We start from the raw sequence: 16,334 nt of genomic DNA, 5'->3' as shown, positions 1-16,334 counted from the left end.
CGAGAGTTTCTATTCGAGGGCTGCGGCTCCGCCGACAATCTCGGTAATTTCCTGGGTTATTGCAGCCTGACGGGCACGGTTATAGGAGAGCGTCAGATCCCCGATAAGCTCATCGGCATTGTCTGTCGCACTCTTCATGGCTGTCATACGGGCTGCGTGCTCACTTGCTTTACTATCAAGAAGAGCCCCGTAAATTAAACTCTCAGCATACTGAGGAAGCAGTACTTCAAGAATTTCTTCCTGATTCGGCTCATACTCATAAGAGCTCCGTCCTGCTTTTCCTTCTGTATTCAAATCCGTCAATGGCAGAATTTTCTTCTCCGTCACTTCCTGAGTGATCGCACTGACGTAGTGATTATAGAAGATATAGAGCTGATCAATCCGTTCGTCGGTATACAATTGAACGGTATTGGATGCAATGTCCTTAATGTCGGCAAAGTCCGGCTGATCGGACACGCCTGTAATATCCATATCGACAGGCATATTACGTTTACGGAAGAAATCACGGCCAATACGTCCGATTGTAATCAACGTATATTCATCAGCGGATGTATGCTTACTGCGGATCTGCTGGTAGACACGGCGCAGAATGCTGCTGTTGAAAGCACCTGCGAGTCCCCTGTCCGATGTGATGACAAGGTAACCGGTCTTCTTCACATCACGCGCTTCAAGCATTGGATGACTTGCGTCTCCACCACCCTGGGCGATGCTTGATACAACTTCCTCAATTTTTTCACTGTACGGAACATAATTTCTAGCATTCTGTTCCGCACGGTTCATTTTAGAGGCTGAGACCATTTCCATCGCCTTTGTGATTTGTTTCGTCTTTTTGGTAGACGTAATCCGGCCTTTAATATCTCTAAGGGACGCCACGCTGTTTCACCACCCTTTCCTGCTATGATTCATTTATTCAGAAACGACGAATGTTTTCTTGAATTCATTCACAGCACCGCTCATATCATCGTCTTCCGCAAGCTTACCTGTTTCACGGATCTGACTAAGCAGTTCTTTGCGGTTGTTATCCAGCCAGTTGTGGAATTCCGCTTCAAAGCGTGTGATGTCTTCGGTTGGAATTTCATCCAAGAAACCTTTTGTCAGGGCATAAATGATCATAACCTGCTTTTCAACTGCCAGTGGCTGGTGAAGACCCTGTTTCAGAACTTCTACCGTACGGGCACCGCGGTTCAGCTTCGCCTGTGTGGATTTATCCAGATCAGATCCGAACTGGGCGAAAGCCTCAAGTTCACGGAAGGAAGCAAGGTCAAGCCTTAGCGTACCGGCTACTTTCTTCATCGCTTTGATCTGGGCTGAACCACCTACACGGGATACGGACAAACCAGCGTTGATGGCTGGACGTACACCTGAGAAGAACAAGTCCGACTGAAGGAAGATCTGGCCATCCGTGATGGAGATAACGTTCGTCGGGATATACGCCGAAATATCACCGGCTTGGGTTTCAACGAAAGGAAGGGCTGTCAAAGAGCCGCCGCCTTTGGCATCACTAAGCTTAGCTGCACGCTCAAGCAGACGGGAGTGCAGATAGAAAACGTCTCCCGGGAATGCTTCACGACCCGGCGGGCGGCGAAGAAGCAGGGAAAGTTCACGATAAGCAGCTGCCTGCTTGGATAGGTCATCATAAACAACAAGAACGTGCTTGCCGTTGTACATGAATTCCTCACCCATGGATACACCAGCATATGGAGCAAGGTACAAGAGTGGAGCAGGCTGGGAAGCACTTGCTGTAACGACAATCGTGTAATCAAGAGCACCATGGCGGCGCAGCGTTTCTACTGTTCCGCGGACAGTGGATTCTTTTTGTCCGATGGCTACATAAATACAAACCATATCCTGGTCGTGCTGGTTAATGATCGCGTCGATCGCTACAGATGTTTTACCTGTCTGACGGTCTCCGATGATCAGCTCACGCTGGCCACGCCCAATAGGTACAAGGGCGTCAATCGCCTTGATTCCCGTTTGAAGCGGCTCATCTACGGATTTACGATCCATAACTCCTGGTGCAGGAGATTCAATTGGGCGGGTTTTGCCAGTTTCAATCGGGCCAAGACCATCGACCGGCTGGCCAAGCGGGTTGACGACACGGCCAAGCAGTTCCTCACCTACGGGAACCTGCATGATACGACCGGTACGGCGTACTTCATCGCCCTCTTTAATATCTGTATATGGTCCAAGAATGACAAGACCAACGTTACTTTCTTCCAAGTTCTGTGCCAGTCCCATGACACCGTTTGAGAATTCAACGAGCTCACCAGCCATGACATTATCAAGGCCATGAGCACGGGCAATACCGTCACCCACTTCGATAACAGTCCCCACATCATTGACTTCTATATCTGATTCATAGTTTTCAATCTGCTGTTTAATCAGCGCACTGATTTCTTCAGCTTTGATGCTCATGCGATTTCACCCCTATCATCTATTGTTCGTGGAAAGAAGCTTCCGTTCTATACGGCGCAGTTTTCCACTGACAGAACCATCAAAAATGCGATTCCCTACACGCAGGCGGATGCCGCCGATAATGGAGGGGTCTACGATATTTGTCAGGTTCAAGGATTGCTTCCCGACTTTCGGTGCAAAAGATTCGGATATACGCTGTTTTTCAGCTTCGGAAAGCTGACGAACAGAGTAGACATCCGCATCTGCAATTCCTTTGGCATCATTCATCATCCGAATGTAATCCTGGATCATATCCAGAATAATATCCTCACGGTGTCTCTCCACCAAAAGTTTCAATAAGTTCACGATCTCTTCAGAGAAGGACTGAAAAGACTCGGCGATCATTGTCTTCTTTTGATCGATGGAGAAACGAGGGTGCTTAAGAAAAGAGATGATCTCTTCACTGCTTCGGAATACTTCTTTCAGCGTCTGCAGTTCTGTTTCAAACTTCTCCAGCTTGGATCTTTCCTGTCCCAGCTGAAAAAGAGCATCGGCATAACGGTGGGCAATGATCGACTGACTCATCGCTTCTCGCCTGCCTCATCGATATACTGGTTGATCAAAGCTTCCTGATCTTTTTCAGAAAGTTCTTTTTCAATCACTTTGGAAGCGATCATGACAGACATGCCTGCCACCTGATCTTTAAGAGCCTGAACGGCTTTTTCTTTCTCCTGCTCGATTTCCTGACGCGCTGATTCCTTCAGGCGCTCAGCTTCCGCACGGGCAGAATCGAGAATATCACGTTCCTGCTCTCCCGCCGTCTTGCGAGCATCTTCGATAATCTTCTGTGCATCCTGACGAGTGGCCTTCAGTTCATCTGAAGCTTCACGCTGCATACGGTGAGCTTCTTCACGGCTTTTCTCAGCCGTATTTATTTCATTGGCTACATAATCTTCACGATCTTTCATCATTTTCATCAATGGTCCCCAAGCAAACTTCCCTAACAGGGCAAGAAGACCAAGGAAGAAAACAAGCTGAACGATCATATCACCGATTAACAGTCCTCCCTCAGCACCGAGGACCAGATTAGCTGCGAATCCTTGCACAGTTTTCACTCCTCTCCACACCAAATCATCACGAAAGCTGCCTGTCCCCATCCAGTATGGCTGAGGCTAGACAAGCGAAAAACCCGGCTTCCGCTGGCTGTACAGCTTCCGTCGAAGTTTTCCTCCTGTGACTTGCGGGTATAAAGTTTTCATAAAGTATAAAGGAAAGGCGAAGATCGATTGAGTTGAACTTCGCCAAAAGCGTATATACTCGTCCTGATTATTGTCCCATTACGATGAATGCAATAACTACGCCGATGATAGGAATCGCCTCGACTAGTGCAACACCGATGAACATCGTTGTTTGAAGAGCACTGCGGAGTTCCGGCTGACGCGCGATACCTTCGACTGTACGACTTACGATTAGACCGTTACCAATACCAGCACCCAGTGCTGCTAAACCTACTGCAATTGCAGCTGCTAAAAGACCCATAATGAAAATCCTCCTCAATATTTTAAAAAAATTTGTTTATGATGCTTTATATTAATGATCTTCGCTCACCTTGTGAGACATGTAGACCATCGTTAACATAACGAAAATAAACGCCTGGATGAAACCAATAAACGTACTAAAGCCCATCCACGCAACCATCGGTACCGTAGCACCAAGGAAACCGCCGACGCCTGTTGTTGCCAATCCAACCAATAAGCTCAACAGAATTTCACCAGCATAGATGTTCCCGTAAAGACGCAGACCAAGTGTCAGCGTGTTGGAGAACTCCTCAATAATCTTAAATGGCAATAAGAATGGCAGCGGACGGACAAAGCCTTTGGCATATTCCTTCCCGCCTCTCAACTTAACGCCATAATAGTGGGACAATACGACGACGAGGGTAGCCAGGGTTAATGTGATACCCGGATCTGCTGTCGGAGATTTCCACCAGAGAGTGTGTCCTACTACACCATTCGTGACGACCCCAAGCATGTTGGCCACAAATATGTAGGCGAATAATGTCAACCCAAGCGGCAGGAATAACCTACCTGTCCTCCAGTCCATGTTGGACCCTATGATCCCTTTAATGAAATCGATGAGCCATTCCATGAAGTTTTGGTAACCTTTAGGATAACGCTTCATGTTACGTGTTGCCGCTACGCCGAGGATAAAGACAATCAATGATGCGACAAACATCATCAGAACGTTTGATAAGTTAAAATCCAGCCAACCAATACCAAACGCATCCTCTAAAATCGGTGCTTCATGATTCAAACTGTTCACCTGCCTTCCATCATGCTATACTGTTGATTTATTGAACAGATAATCTATCAAAATGACAATGTAGGCTGTCATTAAGCCCAGAACTACAGAAATTAAATGGAAATATTCTTCATATTGAAGGGCGATGACTGCAGCTAAAGCGCCGGAAGCCAGTCGCGTAAATGTGCCAATCCCTCTTACGGAGCGGTTGTCTGAGGAAGCTTCTCCTAATTTGCGGATCTTTCTCTGCATGAGCCAGAGGTTGTAGTAGCTCAATGCACTTCCAAGCAGAAGTCCAAGGAAAATTGGCTGCCAAGGGGTAATCCCCCAACCAAGTACAAATAATGCCAGAAGGTAGAACATCCATTTTCGCTGACGGGTAATCATCTGATGATATCCTTGCATGTTAATCGTCTCCCGTATACGTCCGTACTAAATGAATGGTTCCATATGTACCTGCACCTAACCCAAGGAATAATCCAATGATTAAGAATGTGGGTTCAGTGGAATAGTGACTGTCCACCCATTTCCCTAAAAAAACACCTGCGAGCGGACCGCCTGCAAGCTGGGAAAGGATACTGCTGGTCAGCGCCATCGCTTTAAAAGGAGGATCGTATTTTTTCAATCATTTCCTTCCCTTCCACTTTCAGGATGGCATCTGCAAGTCACCTATGAAAACCTTATCATTCCACACTATGTAAGAATACAATAGGGGTGGTTTCATGTCAATGTGTTTGTGATTAAAAATACAAAGGATTGACACCGTTCGATCACATTTCCGTCACAATTGTGACACAATCTTCCTGCATAAAAATAACCACGATTCCAAAGCCACAGATAAGCACCACAGAACCTCGTTCTGCGGTGCTTTTTTTATCGATTCCCTTCTATATATACAGGGAAAGCATAGCTTGCCTTCTCCCCGCCATGCACAATTTCCACCACTGCTGTATACATCCCTGCCAGATCCTGATTCTTGACAGAGACTTCCCCTTCCACCATGCCGGCTTCCTGTTCCCCCAGCTCCACAAGAGTGGCTGCCCACATCATCGTCCCCGCACGATACAGGTCAATAACAATACCATCCACGGGATCCGAAAGGTGAAAACGGTATTCGGCCTTTTCCCCAGCCGGCCACCTTTGGGTGAACTCAAATCCTGAAACCCATTCATAGGTCGATTTCTGATTCACGTACATATAAGGAACATGATAAGGCACCCCACCTGCTTGAAAGGACACGTACCCTTCCTGCACGCCGTCGTCCAGGAACGATCCATTCAACCCAAGTCCTATGCTGACTTCCTTTGTTTCATTTCCTTCAAGACGGAATGGCAGCGGCAGCTCCCATGTCTCCCCCTGTTTTCTCTCCGGTTGTTGAAACCGGACCTCTACAGCTTCGTCGGTTCGGTTTTCCAAGGTTAATGCAAGGTTTTTTCGCTCCAGTCGCCCTTCAACTTTTCCAATGACCATGTCCTCCTGATGAAAAAGAAGCGGCGGTTGAAGAGCTTCCTTCATATTAAATACACCTGCGCCCTGTTCCGTCGGAAGAAATGACTCTCCTTTTCCCTCCATCACATCCGCTGTACTTACCAACGCACTCTTGATTTCTTTCGGCGTCCAGTCCGGATGCGCTTCCTTCAACAAGGCTGCCGCACCGGCAATGTGCGGGGCGGCCATACTCGTACCCTGCAGAGATGTATAACCGCCCGGGATTGTACTCCATACAGCTACACCAGGTGCAAGGAGATCAGGTTTGACCTCCCAGTTTGTTGTAACAGGCCCGCGTGAACTGAATGGAGCCACTTGCTCATCCTCCGGAAGCATGACGGTTTCGACCCATTGGTTCTGCTCGACGGCCTTTTCCTTCAGCCACAGCCCTTCCTTCTTTGTCAACGACGCTGCCGGAATCGGGATCCTGCTTCCATTCAGCCCGCCACTGAATGAACCCTCTTCATGATTGTAGATGAGCACAGCCTCCGCTCCCGCTTGATACGCCTTTAAGGCTTTTTCGAAAAAAGGCAGCCCTCCACGCTCAAACAAGACGATGTGCCCACGGGCATCAGTCATCTCTTTCTCCCCTGTCCCTGCATAAACGACCGGATACTTTTTTTTCAGCGACCAGGGAACAGAGCCGGAAAGTGTCTGGATGTTTATACTCTGTTTTTCACCAGGGATCTTCAGGGCTGGGACTTCTGTTTTCATAGAGGAGGCTCCGACGGTTACGGCAAGGCTGGAAGTGGCCGGTGAACCGACTGTCCACGCATCCGGACCTGAATTCCCTGCGGCAGCTACAACGACAGCCCCCATTTCAACGGCTTTGTTGACAGCATGCGTCGTCGGCCAATCCGGACCGTTCACATCATTCCCGAGTGAAAGGTTGATGACGTCCATACCATCTTCCACAGCTTCTTCTAGTGCGGCGATGACCTGGACAGACGTTCCCATCCCTCCTGGACCGAGTGCTCGATAAGCATACAGATCAGCATCAGGAGCCATCCCCTTCATCTCTCCATCAGCAGCAATGACTCCGGCTACATGTGTGCCGTGGATCGTCGCACCCTCTCCTTCTGTTTCCATTGGATCATCATCAAAGTCCACGGTGTCGTAGCCTCCCTGATAATTCTTCGTTAAATCAGGGTGGGTGTAATCCACACCGGTATCAATCACCCCCACTTTCACGCCCTTCCCTGTATAGGAAGTCTGCATCTCGTTACGAAGAGTGTGGGTGGAGTAGGGGATTTCGTCTGTGGCGAGGGTCTGATACTGGGTAACAGCGTGCTGGTTCCTGACCGTTTCCATCCTCGCTGCCTTTTCAAGTTCATTCACCGGGCCCTTAACGGCTGCGGCATTCAACAAAGTGTCATATCGGGCGACAACTTCAAGCCTCGGAAACGTCCGCTCCAGTTCATCAACAAACTCTGCCACGGGCTGTTCCACCTCTATGATGATGGTGACCTCTTCATCGGGCTCCGGAGCACGAAAGCCTGAAACCATCAGGAAGACAGACATTATCGGAACCAAAAGTTTCATAACGGTGCGCTCCTTTTTATGATAGCTTCTGCCAGTAAAGAACGATTATACTTCCATAAAAAAAGCTGAGCTCGAATGAGCTCAGCTTCCAGCTTGTAGAGAAACCTTTCTTCTAGTGACTCCAAAGGAGCGATCACCAATACTTGGTCATGGATAGGATTTCCTCAAAGCGGCAGTAACGCAGCTTGTACTGTTCTTTTGAAATGGCGAAGGAGCTACGCTCAACGTTCTCTTTTATCATAGGATAAAGCTGTCTCCCCACAGGCATCGGCACGAGGAGCGTTCGGTGGTGACGCCTGTGGGAACAGTGCGAGCCGAAGATCCACTTGGTCTAATGGTTTTCTTGACCAAGTTAGCTGAGGCCGTGCCCGCGGCAAGCATCCACCGATAAGCGGAACGTGCCCTCTCAACATGACATACGGACAACTCTAACTGGATAGGACGAACTTTTTCTACAGACTGAAAGCTGAGCCCGAATGAGCTCAGCTTCCTTTTTTATTCGTCAATTTCAAAAGCTGCCGGCTTTTCCTGCCTGCGGCCGAAATAATATTGGATGGCTTCTGCAATGCGCGCAGATGCTTGTCCATCTCCATAAGGGTTGGACGCCTTCGCCATCTGTTCATGCTTCTCATCCTCAGATAGAAGTTCATGAGCAAGGTGGAAAATATGGTCTTCATCTGTTCCGGCAAGTTTTAACGTACCTGCTTCAATCCCCTCCGGACGTTCAGTCGTATCACGAAGGACAAGGACAGGTACACCGAGAGACGGTGCTTCTTCCTGCACACCGCCGGAATCGGTCAGAATCAAATGTGCACGGGAAGCAAAGTTATGAAAGTCGATGACATCAAGAGGATCAATCAATTTAATCCGGTCATCATCACCAAGAATGCTGTCCGCCGTTTCTTTGACAACTGGATTCAGATGAACTGGATAGACGACTTCAATATCTTCGTGTTCCTGAACAAGGCGCTTAATCGCTCTGAACATCTGCTCCATATTGTTACCGAGGTTTTCCCTGCGGTGCGCCGTCATTAGCACAAGACGCTTGGAGCCGACTTCATCCAGTACAGCCGATTGATAATCTTCCCGGACGGTCGTCTGCAGTGCATCGATGGCCGTATTTCCGGTTACGAAAATATGGTCCTCTGATTTATTCTCAGCGATCAGGTTATCCCTGGACTTGTTCGTCGGAGCAAAATGAAGATCTGCCATGACACCTGTCAGCTGTCTGTTCATTTCTTCCGGGAACGGCGAGTACTTATTCCACGTGCGAAGTCCAGCCTCCACGTGCCCGACAGGAATCTGATTGTAATAGGCTGCAAGGGAAGCAGCGAATGTTGTGGTCGTATCTCCGTGCACCAGAACAACATCCGGCTTTGTTTCCTTCATGACGTTATCCAGACCTTCCAGCGCCCTCGTCGTTACCTGGGCGAGTGTCTGCCGGTCTTTCATAATATCCAGATCATAATCAGGAGTGATGTCAAAGATCGTCAGCACCTGATCCAGCATTTCGCGGTGCTGAGCGGTTACTGTTACAATCGGCTCAAACTCGTCACTGCGTTTTTTCAATTCCAATACAAGCGGAGCCATTTTGATAGCTTCCGGTCTTGTGCCAAAAATGGTCATTACTTTAATTCGCTCTGCCATGGTGCTCCCTCCTTCTTTTGAGGAATAGTAGCCGTACGTTTACTTTGTGCCATATAGACGGTCGCCGGCGTCGCCGAGACCAGGGACAATATAGCCTTTTTCATTCAGTTTTTCATCAAGGGCTGCCAGGTAGATATCAACATCCGGGTGCTCTGCCTGAACAGCTTCTACACCTTCAGGCGCCGCTACAAGGCACATCAGGCGGATTTGGCGTGCTCCACGTTTCTTCAAGGAGTGGATTGCTTCATTGGCAGATCCGCCTGTGGCCAGCATCGGATCGATGACAATCAGTTCACGTTCTTCGATATCACTTGGAAGTTTGACATAATACTCCACCGGCTTCAGCGTCTCAGGATCACGATATAGTCCAACGTGACCGATTTTCGCAGCTGGAATCAATTGTATAATTCCATCCACCATACCCAAGCCTGCACGTAAAATAGGAACAAGGCCGATTTTCTTCCCTGTCAGCACTTTCGCTCTCGCCTGTTCCACAACAGGCGTATCAATTTCAACTTCTTCCAATGGAAGATCGCGTGTGATTTCAAAAGCCATAAGAGCAGCTACTTCATCCACGAGCTCACGAAAGTCTTTCGTCCCCGTCTCTTTTTTACGTATGTAGGTCAACTTATGTTGAATCAAAGGGTGATCCAGTACATAAACGTTTGCCATTGCCATTCACTCCTTCTCAAAATTTACATCCTTTAAATTGTACTGAAAAAGCCTCTCTCCTGCAACCCGGATTTCATTTCGATTTCCTTACAAAATGTTAATTTCCTTTATGAACAGCATAGGATAATCATTCACAGATGGATGGAAAAGGAAAAGAATCCATAAAGAAAGAGCTGCCTGTATACAGGCAGCTCTTCGTGTCAGATGGACGAATAATTTAACGTCTGGTATAGAGGAAAGCGGGAAGTGAGTGCACGAACGCGCTTCTCTGCTTCTTTCATTTTCTCTTCATCTTCATGGTGGTCAAGGGTGAAGGCAATCAGATCTGCGATTTCTTCCATTTCCGCTTCCTTGAAGCCACGGCTTGTGACGGCAGCTGTTCCGATCCGGATGCCGCTCGTAACGAAGGGACTCTCAGGGTCAAACGGAATGGCGTTTTTGTTCGTTGTCAGTCCAATGGCATCCAAGGATTTCTCAACGACTTTCCCGGTCAACTCCTTGCCTCTTAAGTCCAGTAACAGCAAATGGTTGTCCGTTCCGCCGGAAACAATATCCACACCTTTATTTACTAGAGCCTCTCCAAGGTGCTTGGCATTAGCAATCACCTGGCGGGAATACTGTTTGAATTCAGGCTGCAGCGCTTCTTTAAAGGAGACCGCCTTCGCTGCGATGATATGCATAAGCGGGCCGCCCTGCATACCAGGGAAAACGTTCTTGTCAATTTTCTTCGCAAACTCTTTTTCACAGAGGATCATTCCACCACGAGGACCACGAAGAGTCTTGTGGGTCGTAGTTGTTACAAACTGGGCGTGAGGAACAGGGTTTGGATGAAGGCCGGATGCTACAAGTCCTGCAATGTGAGCCATATCCACCATCAGGTAGGCACCCACTTCATCAGCAATCTCCCGGAATTTTGCAAAATCGATTTCTCTCGGATAGGCACTGGCACCAGCAACAATCAGCTTCGGCTGGACTTCTTTGGCTTTTGCAAGCACAGCGTCATAATCGATTTTCTGATCGTTTTCATCAACGCCGTACTCTTCAAAGTTGTACAGCTTCCCACTGAAGTTCACTGGACTGCCGTGTGTTAAGTGACCACCATGGCTGAGGTTCATGCCGAGTACAGTATCGCCGTGCTCCAATACTGTAAAGTAAACAGCCATATTTGCCTGAGCTCCGGAGTGGGGCTGAACGTTTACGTGTTCCGCTCCAAACAATTCTTTGGCACGATCGCGTGCAAGGTTTTCCACGACGTCCACGTGCTCACAGCCGCCGTAGTAGCGGCGCCCTGGGTACCCTTCTGCATATTTGTTCGTGAGTACAGAACCCATGGCTTCCATGACGGCTTCAGAAACAAAGTTTTCAGAGGCAATCAGTTCAATATTATCCTGTTGGCGTTGTCTTTCATTCTCCATCGCGGCAAAGATTTCTGCATCTGCTGTTTTTACATGATTCATCGTATTTCGTTCCCCTTTCATGGCTCTTAGTCACAAAACGATCCTTCTGTATCCCTTTCATACACCGCCCGTGCTCCACCGATGAGTGGAGGCCGGGTTTTAGCTGCTGTCATGTGGGCTTGTCCCACTGTTTTCTGCTTTAATCGGACAGGAACAGCCACCCGCTTCAAATGCATGCCGATCAGCGTGTCTCCGATATCCAGACCTCCCGCTGCCTCTACGGCTTCAACAAGGACTGGGTCCTTCAAATGCTTAAAGGCATAGGCAGCCATCGATCCTCCCGCCTTCGGAACAGGAACCGCCGCAACTTCCCGCAGCCGCTCACGCTCAAGTACGGAGCGTTCCACCACCAGAGCCCTGTTCAAATGTTCACAACATTGAAAAGCCAGGTCGACACCGTCGACAGACTGAATGTCCAGCAAAGCATGAAAAACAGATTCGGCGATCGCCTCGCTGCCGGATGTGCCGATACGCTCCCCGGCAATTTCACTGGTCGAACAACCGACTACAAACACACCCTTCTGAAGAATATCAGATTCAAGCAGCTCATCTGTCAGCTGCTTCATATCATTCTCCACATGATTCCATTGCGCCATTTCCCCGCACCTCCTTTGGTAAGTACCCGGAACACCGGTAACACAGGCTTTATGATAAAAAAGGAGAAGCTGATTCTGCTCCTCCTTTTTTATCGCAGCGAAAGCTGTAAGACCTCCGCATTTCTATATCCCATTGTATTACTTATTTTCATATTCGGCAATCTTACTTACACGTCTTTCGTGACGACCAGCCTCGAAATCTGTAGATACCCACGTTCTGGCAATTTCCCTCGCCAGGCCTGGCCCGATGACGCGCTCTCCCATGCACAGGACATTGGAGTCATTATGTTCGCGTGTGACCTTTGCCGTAAATAAATCATGCACCAAGGCAGCTCGGATACCTTTCACTTTATTTGCGGAAATGGACATCCCGATGCCCGTCCCACAGATTAAAATGGCTTTATCAAATTCACCGGCCGCTACGCGCTCCGCTGCCGGTATCGCGTAATCCGGATAATCCACCGATCCTTCACAATCACAGCCGGCATCCTCAAACGTCACGTCCAGTTCTGTCAGGACCTCTGCTACTTCTCTACGTAAATTCACACCGCCGTGATCGGAGGCAAGAATGACTTTCATTTACGGACACTCCCCTCTTCTACATTCCACTATATCGTGCCAGTTTCCTATAGGACTGTCAATGAATAGAAAGAAGGGAAATCCTTATGTATACACGTCCCCCGAAGGGGCCCGTTTTTTTATGACTGCTCATCCTTCAGCTTGTCTACGAGAACGTCGATGTGGCGGCTGAGTTCATCCCTGGTCCTCCGATATACATTCAGGCTTCCCCCGAACGGATCCGTAATATTCACATCCGGGAGTTGTCTTTCCAAACGTTCAATCCGTCTGATCTCATCGTCCAGCTCTTCACGGAGTCTGGATTCGAGTTCTTCATCATTAAGATGATGGTATTTGGCGAGCAGGCTTGCTCGCTTTTCTTCAAAATGGCTGTACAGTTCTTTCAATTCCCCCCACTGATTTTCATCAATGAGTACGTATTCCTTCAGGGTGAAGAACCTGTCCTGATGGTCAGGATACTGAATCGCAAGCGTCTGCTTATGGCGGTCTGTCATTGTAAGGACTAGGTCTGCCCATTCAAGGGTTTCAGCTGAAACCGGACTCGTCTGGTGGTTCAGTGACAGGTCGATTTCACGTAGAACGAGGCTGGAGTTTTCCGCTAACGGTTCTCCTTTTCCGGCAAAAATCCCTGCAGAACGCACCTTGTCCTGATCGTATTTTGATTTGAGAATCGCTTCTGCTATCGGACTGCGGCATGTATTACCTGTACATACAAATAAGATATTCATTTCCAATTTCTCCTCATATAGAATCCGTTTTATTCCATCATATCACAGAGGATTCTCTTCCTGAAAGAATGCTCAAAAGATGGCATAGAGGCCGAGGGCACACAGGATACTGCCTCCCAGGAGCTCGCTGTAAATCCCCATGAAAGCTCCGGCCCTTCTTCCTATAAGAAAGCCCGTCCACGTCAACAGCATGCTGAACAGGCCGAATGAGGCAATTGTTATCATCACATCCGCCTCCCGCAGCCCCAGACTGAAGCCGACAGGAAAGCTGTCGATACTGACACTTAATGCAAACAACCAGAACCCGACTCCGCTGAGACGATAGGACACTACGTGTTTTTCCGTAAATGAAGCAAATACGGTATAGGCACCGAGACCGAACAGCATGAAGCCTCCAGCCATTTCCGCCCACTCGCTCGCACCGGCAGACAACCACTGTCCGAGAAGCATTCCCAATCCAGGCATGAAAATATGAAAAAGCCCGATGGCCATCCCTGTCAGCAGGACATATCTCATACGCACCGCCTGCATTCCTATCCCTAACGACACAGAGAAAGCATCCAACCCCAAAGCGATGGAAAGCAGCAGCAGTGAAGATAATTGTTCCAACGAAAAACCCCCTCCCCGGACATGCTGTATCATCGTATGCGCGAGGAGGGGGAGCTATGTCATTGGTCTTTGACCTTTTTCTCAGCAGCTTTATTCAGACGGTTCATCACAGCAGCACCTACCCCGGTTTCCGGGAAGGACTCGCACAAAATAACATCAACATCCGCTTCCTTGAACTCACGGAGAGCACCGTACAAGCCTTCCGCCACTTCTGAAAGATGGCGGCGGGATCCACAGCGGATGATCCGGTCGTGATCAAGGAAATCCGCCAGTTCCCGACTTGCAATGATCCCGACCCGTTCTCCACGGGATTTACACGCAGTCAGCGTTTCAGCAAAAAAGGAATCGTCCCCTTCCACAAGCCAGAGCGGAGCTTCCGGTGCATAATGCTTATATTTCATACCGGGAGACTTAGGGGCTTCGGCACTGCCGGCCAAAGCCGGATCCACTTCAACGCGGGGGATTACAGTCTCTAAATCTTCCTTCGTCACTCCCCCGGGCCTTAAAATGACCGGAACCTCCGCAGTAATATCCAGCACTGTTGATTCCAGACCGACTCCTGTCGGTCCCCCATCAAGGATACCGGCAATCCGCCCATCCAGATCCTGATAGACGTGGGCAGCGGTCGTCGGACTCGGACGGCCGGAGCGGTTGGCACTCGGAGCAGCCAGCGGTGTATCGGCCGCTTCCAAAAGAGCCAGAGCCAACGGATGATCCGGCATACGGACAGCGACCGTCGACAATCCAGCCGTCACATTTTCCGCTGCAGACCCATTGCTTTGAAAAATCAAGGTAAGCGGGCCTGGCCAGAAAGCATCCATAAGTTCAGCTGCTACCGGAGGAATTTCCACTGCCAGACTTTCCACCTGGGCACGGTCCGATACATGGACAATCAAAGGGTTATCTGAAGGACGCCCTTTGGCTTCAAAAATTTCCTGGACGGCTTTTTTGTTGGTTGCATCAGCACCCAGTCCATATACCGTTTCCGTTGGAAAAGCTACCACCTGCTGATCCAGCAGCAGCTGCGCCGCTTCCCGGACAGCTTCGTCGTTTTTCTGTGGATGATTCAACCTTTTCCACATCTTCGTTTGCATACTCATGTTCCGTACTCCTTTGTTCTAGGTAAATATCTACATATATTATGATGAATTCTACAATATATCGCAAATTTAGACATTATTCACAAGATGTCCTCAAGTTATCCACAAAAATACCCACATATCCAAAGAATCCGTTAGTAACTTGGAAGATGAATCCACCATTGTACACAGGTTATCAACAACAAAAAGGCCGATTGTGAATAAACCGCTTAGTTATTCACAATTCAGCATGGGACCCTTCATATATCCACAATCTTTTTTCGACATCTTCCAGACGGAACCCCTGATGCTGTAAAAGAAGGTCCAGCGTTTGGGAATGACTCTCCACATGGAGCGGCCCCATGTTCTTATCCTGTACATAAACCTGGATCAGCTCAAAAATCTGCAGGATTGTTCCAGGCGTCACCGTATCCTGCACATGCAGTTTCTCCATTTTCCGACCGACAGACACAGGCGTCAGACAAAAAGAGCCTACAGCCGTTTTCTCCTTAACCAACCGGAAGTTTTGATCGTCTATTTGTTTAATAAACATGATAGAATCCACCCCTTTGGTTCACTCTATGAAAAGAGGGGTGGATTCTATGCTAGGAAAATAGACTTTCCCATATCTCTACAACGAAAAATTTCACTTCTTTTTCTTCCTTCTCTTCTTTCACATCTTCCTCATTGTCCGAAGGTGTTTCTTCAGCTTCAGCTACACTTGTACCGTTTGAAAAATCAAGGAAGCATAAAGGAGGAAACAGAACACACCACCAGTTGTCGCCATTCCCTTTTCCGAGCGTAATCAACACCGCTTCATACTCTCCGGCTGGATAAATATATGAACCGTAGAGCTTTGTTGGAAACTGGACGTTTTCCCCGTAATCCACCGTAAAAGAGGAACGTTTCCCCTCGGCTTTCAACGTCTCCTCAACAATGACTTCCAATTCAGGGAGCCGGGCTTCGATTAACTGTCTGGCGGATTCTACAGATGTGAGATCTTTCACCCATTCTGTAATTTCAGCATTCACTTGGTCGCGCACCTTCCGTTTGATACGCTGATCCTCCCCGTCATTGCTGTCTGCAAGAATCCGGAGACGAATCGCTTCATCAGGGATCACCTGATAATCTACATCGGCTTCTGAGCGCTGCCCCCACGGCAGAACGGTAATAAGAATAATTAAACTGAATAATAGCAGTACACTGTTTTTCATTGTCCTCTTCCTCCCCGTCCCTTACTAG

19 protein-coding genes are annotated in these 16,334 nt (G+C 48.5%); all 19 read right to left on the bottom strand.

Going from position 1 to position 16,334, the window contains the following annotated elements; translation table 11 throughout:
- Positions 1-9: 9 nt before the first annotated feature.
- Entirely contained in the window at positions 10-873 is an 864-nt protein-coding gene (locus tag QMA39_RS12785; RefSeq protein WP_027954734.1) for a F0F1 ATP synthase subunit gamma, read from the bottom strand.
- A 33-nt stretch (positions 874-906) separates the two neighbouring features.
- Positions 907-2,415: a F0F1 ATP synthase subunit alpha gene (atpA, locus tag QMA39_RS12780; protein ID WP_027954733.1), complete on the bottom strand. Its 1,509-nt coding sequence runs from the start codon at positions 2,413-2,415 to the stop codon at positions 907-909.
- A 15-nt stretch (positions 2,416-2,430) separates the two neighbouring features.
- Positions 2,431-2,979 (bottom strand): F0F1 ATP synthase subunit delta, encoded by a 549-nt coding sequence (locus tag QMA39_RS12775; RefSeq protein ID WP_027954732.1) that lies wholly within the window; start codon positions 2,977-2,979, stop codon positions 2,431-2,433.
- Positions 2,976-3,500, bottom strand: a complete 525-nt coding sequence (gene atpF / locus QMA39_RS12770; protein ID WP_027954731.1) for a F0F1 ATP synthase subunit B — start codon at positions 3,498-3,500, stop codon at positions 2,976-2,978. The genes QMA39_RS12775 and atpF overlap by 4 nt, the downstream gene beginning before the upstream one ends.
- A 220-nt stretch (positions 3,501-3,720) precedes the next feature.
- The gene (gene atpE / locus QMA39_RS12765; protein WP_014644824.1) at positions 3,721-3,933 is read right to left on the bottom strand and encodes a F0F1 ATP synthase subunit C; all 213 of its coding nucleotides are present in this window, start codon (positions 3,931-3,933) and stop codon (positions 3,721-3,723) included.
- A 51-nt stretch (positions 3,934-3,984) separates the two neighbouring features.
- Positions 3,985-4,707 (bottom strand): F0F1 ATP synthase subunit A, encoded by a 723-nt coding sequence (gene atpB, locus QMA39_RS12760; RefSeq protein ID WP_206933127.1) that lies wholly within the window; start codon positions 4,705-4,707, stop codon positions 3,985-3,987.
- A gap of 24 nt (positions 4,708-4,731) precedes the next feature.
- Positions 4,732-5,100, bottom strand: coding sequence for an ATP synthase subunit I (locus QMA39_RS12755; RefSeq protein ID WP_027954729.1), 369 nt, complete (start codon positions 5,098-5,100; stop codon positions 4,732-4,734).
- A gap of 1 nt (position 5,101) precedes the next feature.
- Positions 5,102-5,320, bottom strand: coding sequence for an AtpZ/AtpI family protein (locus tag QMA39_RS12750; RefSeq protein WP_027954728.1), 219 nt, complete (start codon positions 5,318-5,320; stop codon positions 5,102-5,104).
- Between the two features lie 248 nt (positions 5,321-5,568).
- Entirely contained in the window at positions 5,569-7,725 is a 2,157-nt protein-coding gene (locus tag QMA39_RS12745) for a S8 family serine peptidase (RefSeq protein WP_281658951.1), read from the bottom strand.
- 495 nt (positions 7,726-8,220) lie between these two features.
- Complete coding sequence (gene wecB / locus QMA39_RS12740; RefSeq protein WP_281658950.1) at positions 8,221-9,372, bottom strand: UDP-N-acetylglucosamine 2-epimerase (non-hydrolyzing); 1,152 nt, start codon at positions 9,370-9,372, stop codon at positions 8,221-8,223.
- Positions 9,373-9,411: 39 nt separating this feature from the next.
- Positions 9,412-10,044, bottom strand: a complete 633-nt coding sequence (gene upp, locus QMA39_RS12735) for a uracil phosphoribosyltransferase (RefSeq protein WP_027954725.1) — start codon at positions 10,042-10,044, stop codon at positions 9,412-9,414.
- A 200-nt stretch (positions 10,045-10,244) separates the two neighbouring features.
- Positions 10,245-11,501, bottom strand: coding sequence for a serine hydroxymethyltransferase (gene glyA / locus QMA39_RS12730; protein ID WP_281658949.1), 1,257 nt, complete (start codon positions 11,499-11,501; stop codon positions 10,245-10,247).
- Between the two features lie 26 nt (positions 11,502-11,527).
- A complete protein-coding gene (locus QMA39_RS12725) occupies positions 11,528-12,067 on the bottom strand; it encodes a TIGR01440 family protein (RefSeq protein WP_281658990.1) in 540 nt (179 codons plus the stop codon).
- Between the two features lie 168 nt (positions 12,068-12,235).
- Positions 12,236-12,676: a ribose 5-phosphate isomerase B gene (rpiB, locus tag QMA39_RS12720; protein ID WP_206933122.1), complete on the bottom strand. Its 441-nt coding sequence runs from the start codon at positions 12,674-12,676 to the stop codon at positions 12,236-12,238.
- 119 nt (positions 12,677-12,795) lie between these two features.
- Positions 12,796-13,404 carry a low molecular weight protein arginine phosphatase gene (locus tag QMA39_RS12715; protein ID WP_281658948.1) on the bottom strand — a complete coding sequence of 203 codons (609 nt, stop codon included), beginning with the start codon at positions 13,402-13,404 and terminating at the stop codon, positions 12,796-12,798.
- Between the two features lie 72 nt (positions 13,405-13,476).
- Positions 13,477-14,013, bottom strand: a complete 537-nt coding sequence (locus QMA39_RS12710; protein WP_027954720.1) for a manganese efflux pump — start codon at positions 14,011-14,013, stop codon at positions 13,477-13,479.
- A gap of 59 nt (positions 14,014-14,072) precedes the next feature.
- Positions 14,073-15,107 carry an L-threonylcarbamoyladenylate synthase gene (locus tag QMA39_RS12705; protein ID WP_281658989.1) on the bottom strand — a complete coding sequence of 345 codons (1,035 nt, stop codon included), beginning with the start codon at positions 15,105-15,107 and terminating at the stop codon, positions 14,073-14,075.
- 223 nt (positions 15,108-15,330) lie between these two features.
- Positions 15,331-15,645, bottom strand: a complete 315-nt coding sequence (locus QMA39_RS12700; protein WP_027954718.1) for a hypothetical protein — start codon at positions 15,643-15,645, stop codon at positions 15,331-15,333.
- A gap of 52 nt (positions 15,646-15,697) precedes the next feature.
- Positions 15,698-16,306 carry a stage II sporulation protein R gene (spoIIR, locus tag QMA39_RS12695; protein ID WP_281658947.1) on the bottom strand — a complete coding sequence of 203 codons (609 nt, stop codon included), beginning with the start codon at positions 16,304-16,306 and terminating at the stop codon, positions 15,698-15,700.
- Positions 16,307-16,334 lie beyond the last annotated feature (28 nt).

Origin of the sequence: Halobacillus sp. Cin3, from assembly GCF_947311855.1 — a bacterium.
GTDB lineage: Bacteria > Bacillota > Bacilli > Bacillales > Halobacillaceae > Halobacillus > Halobacillus kuroshimensis.
Note: the sequence above shows the minus strand (reverse complement) of the source record. Positions and strands in the feature narration are given on the sequence as shown.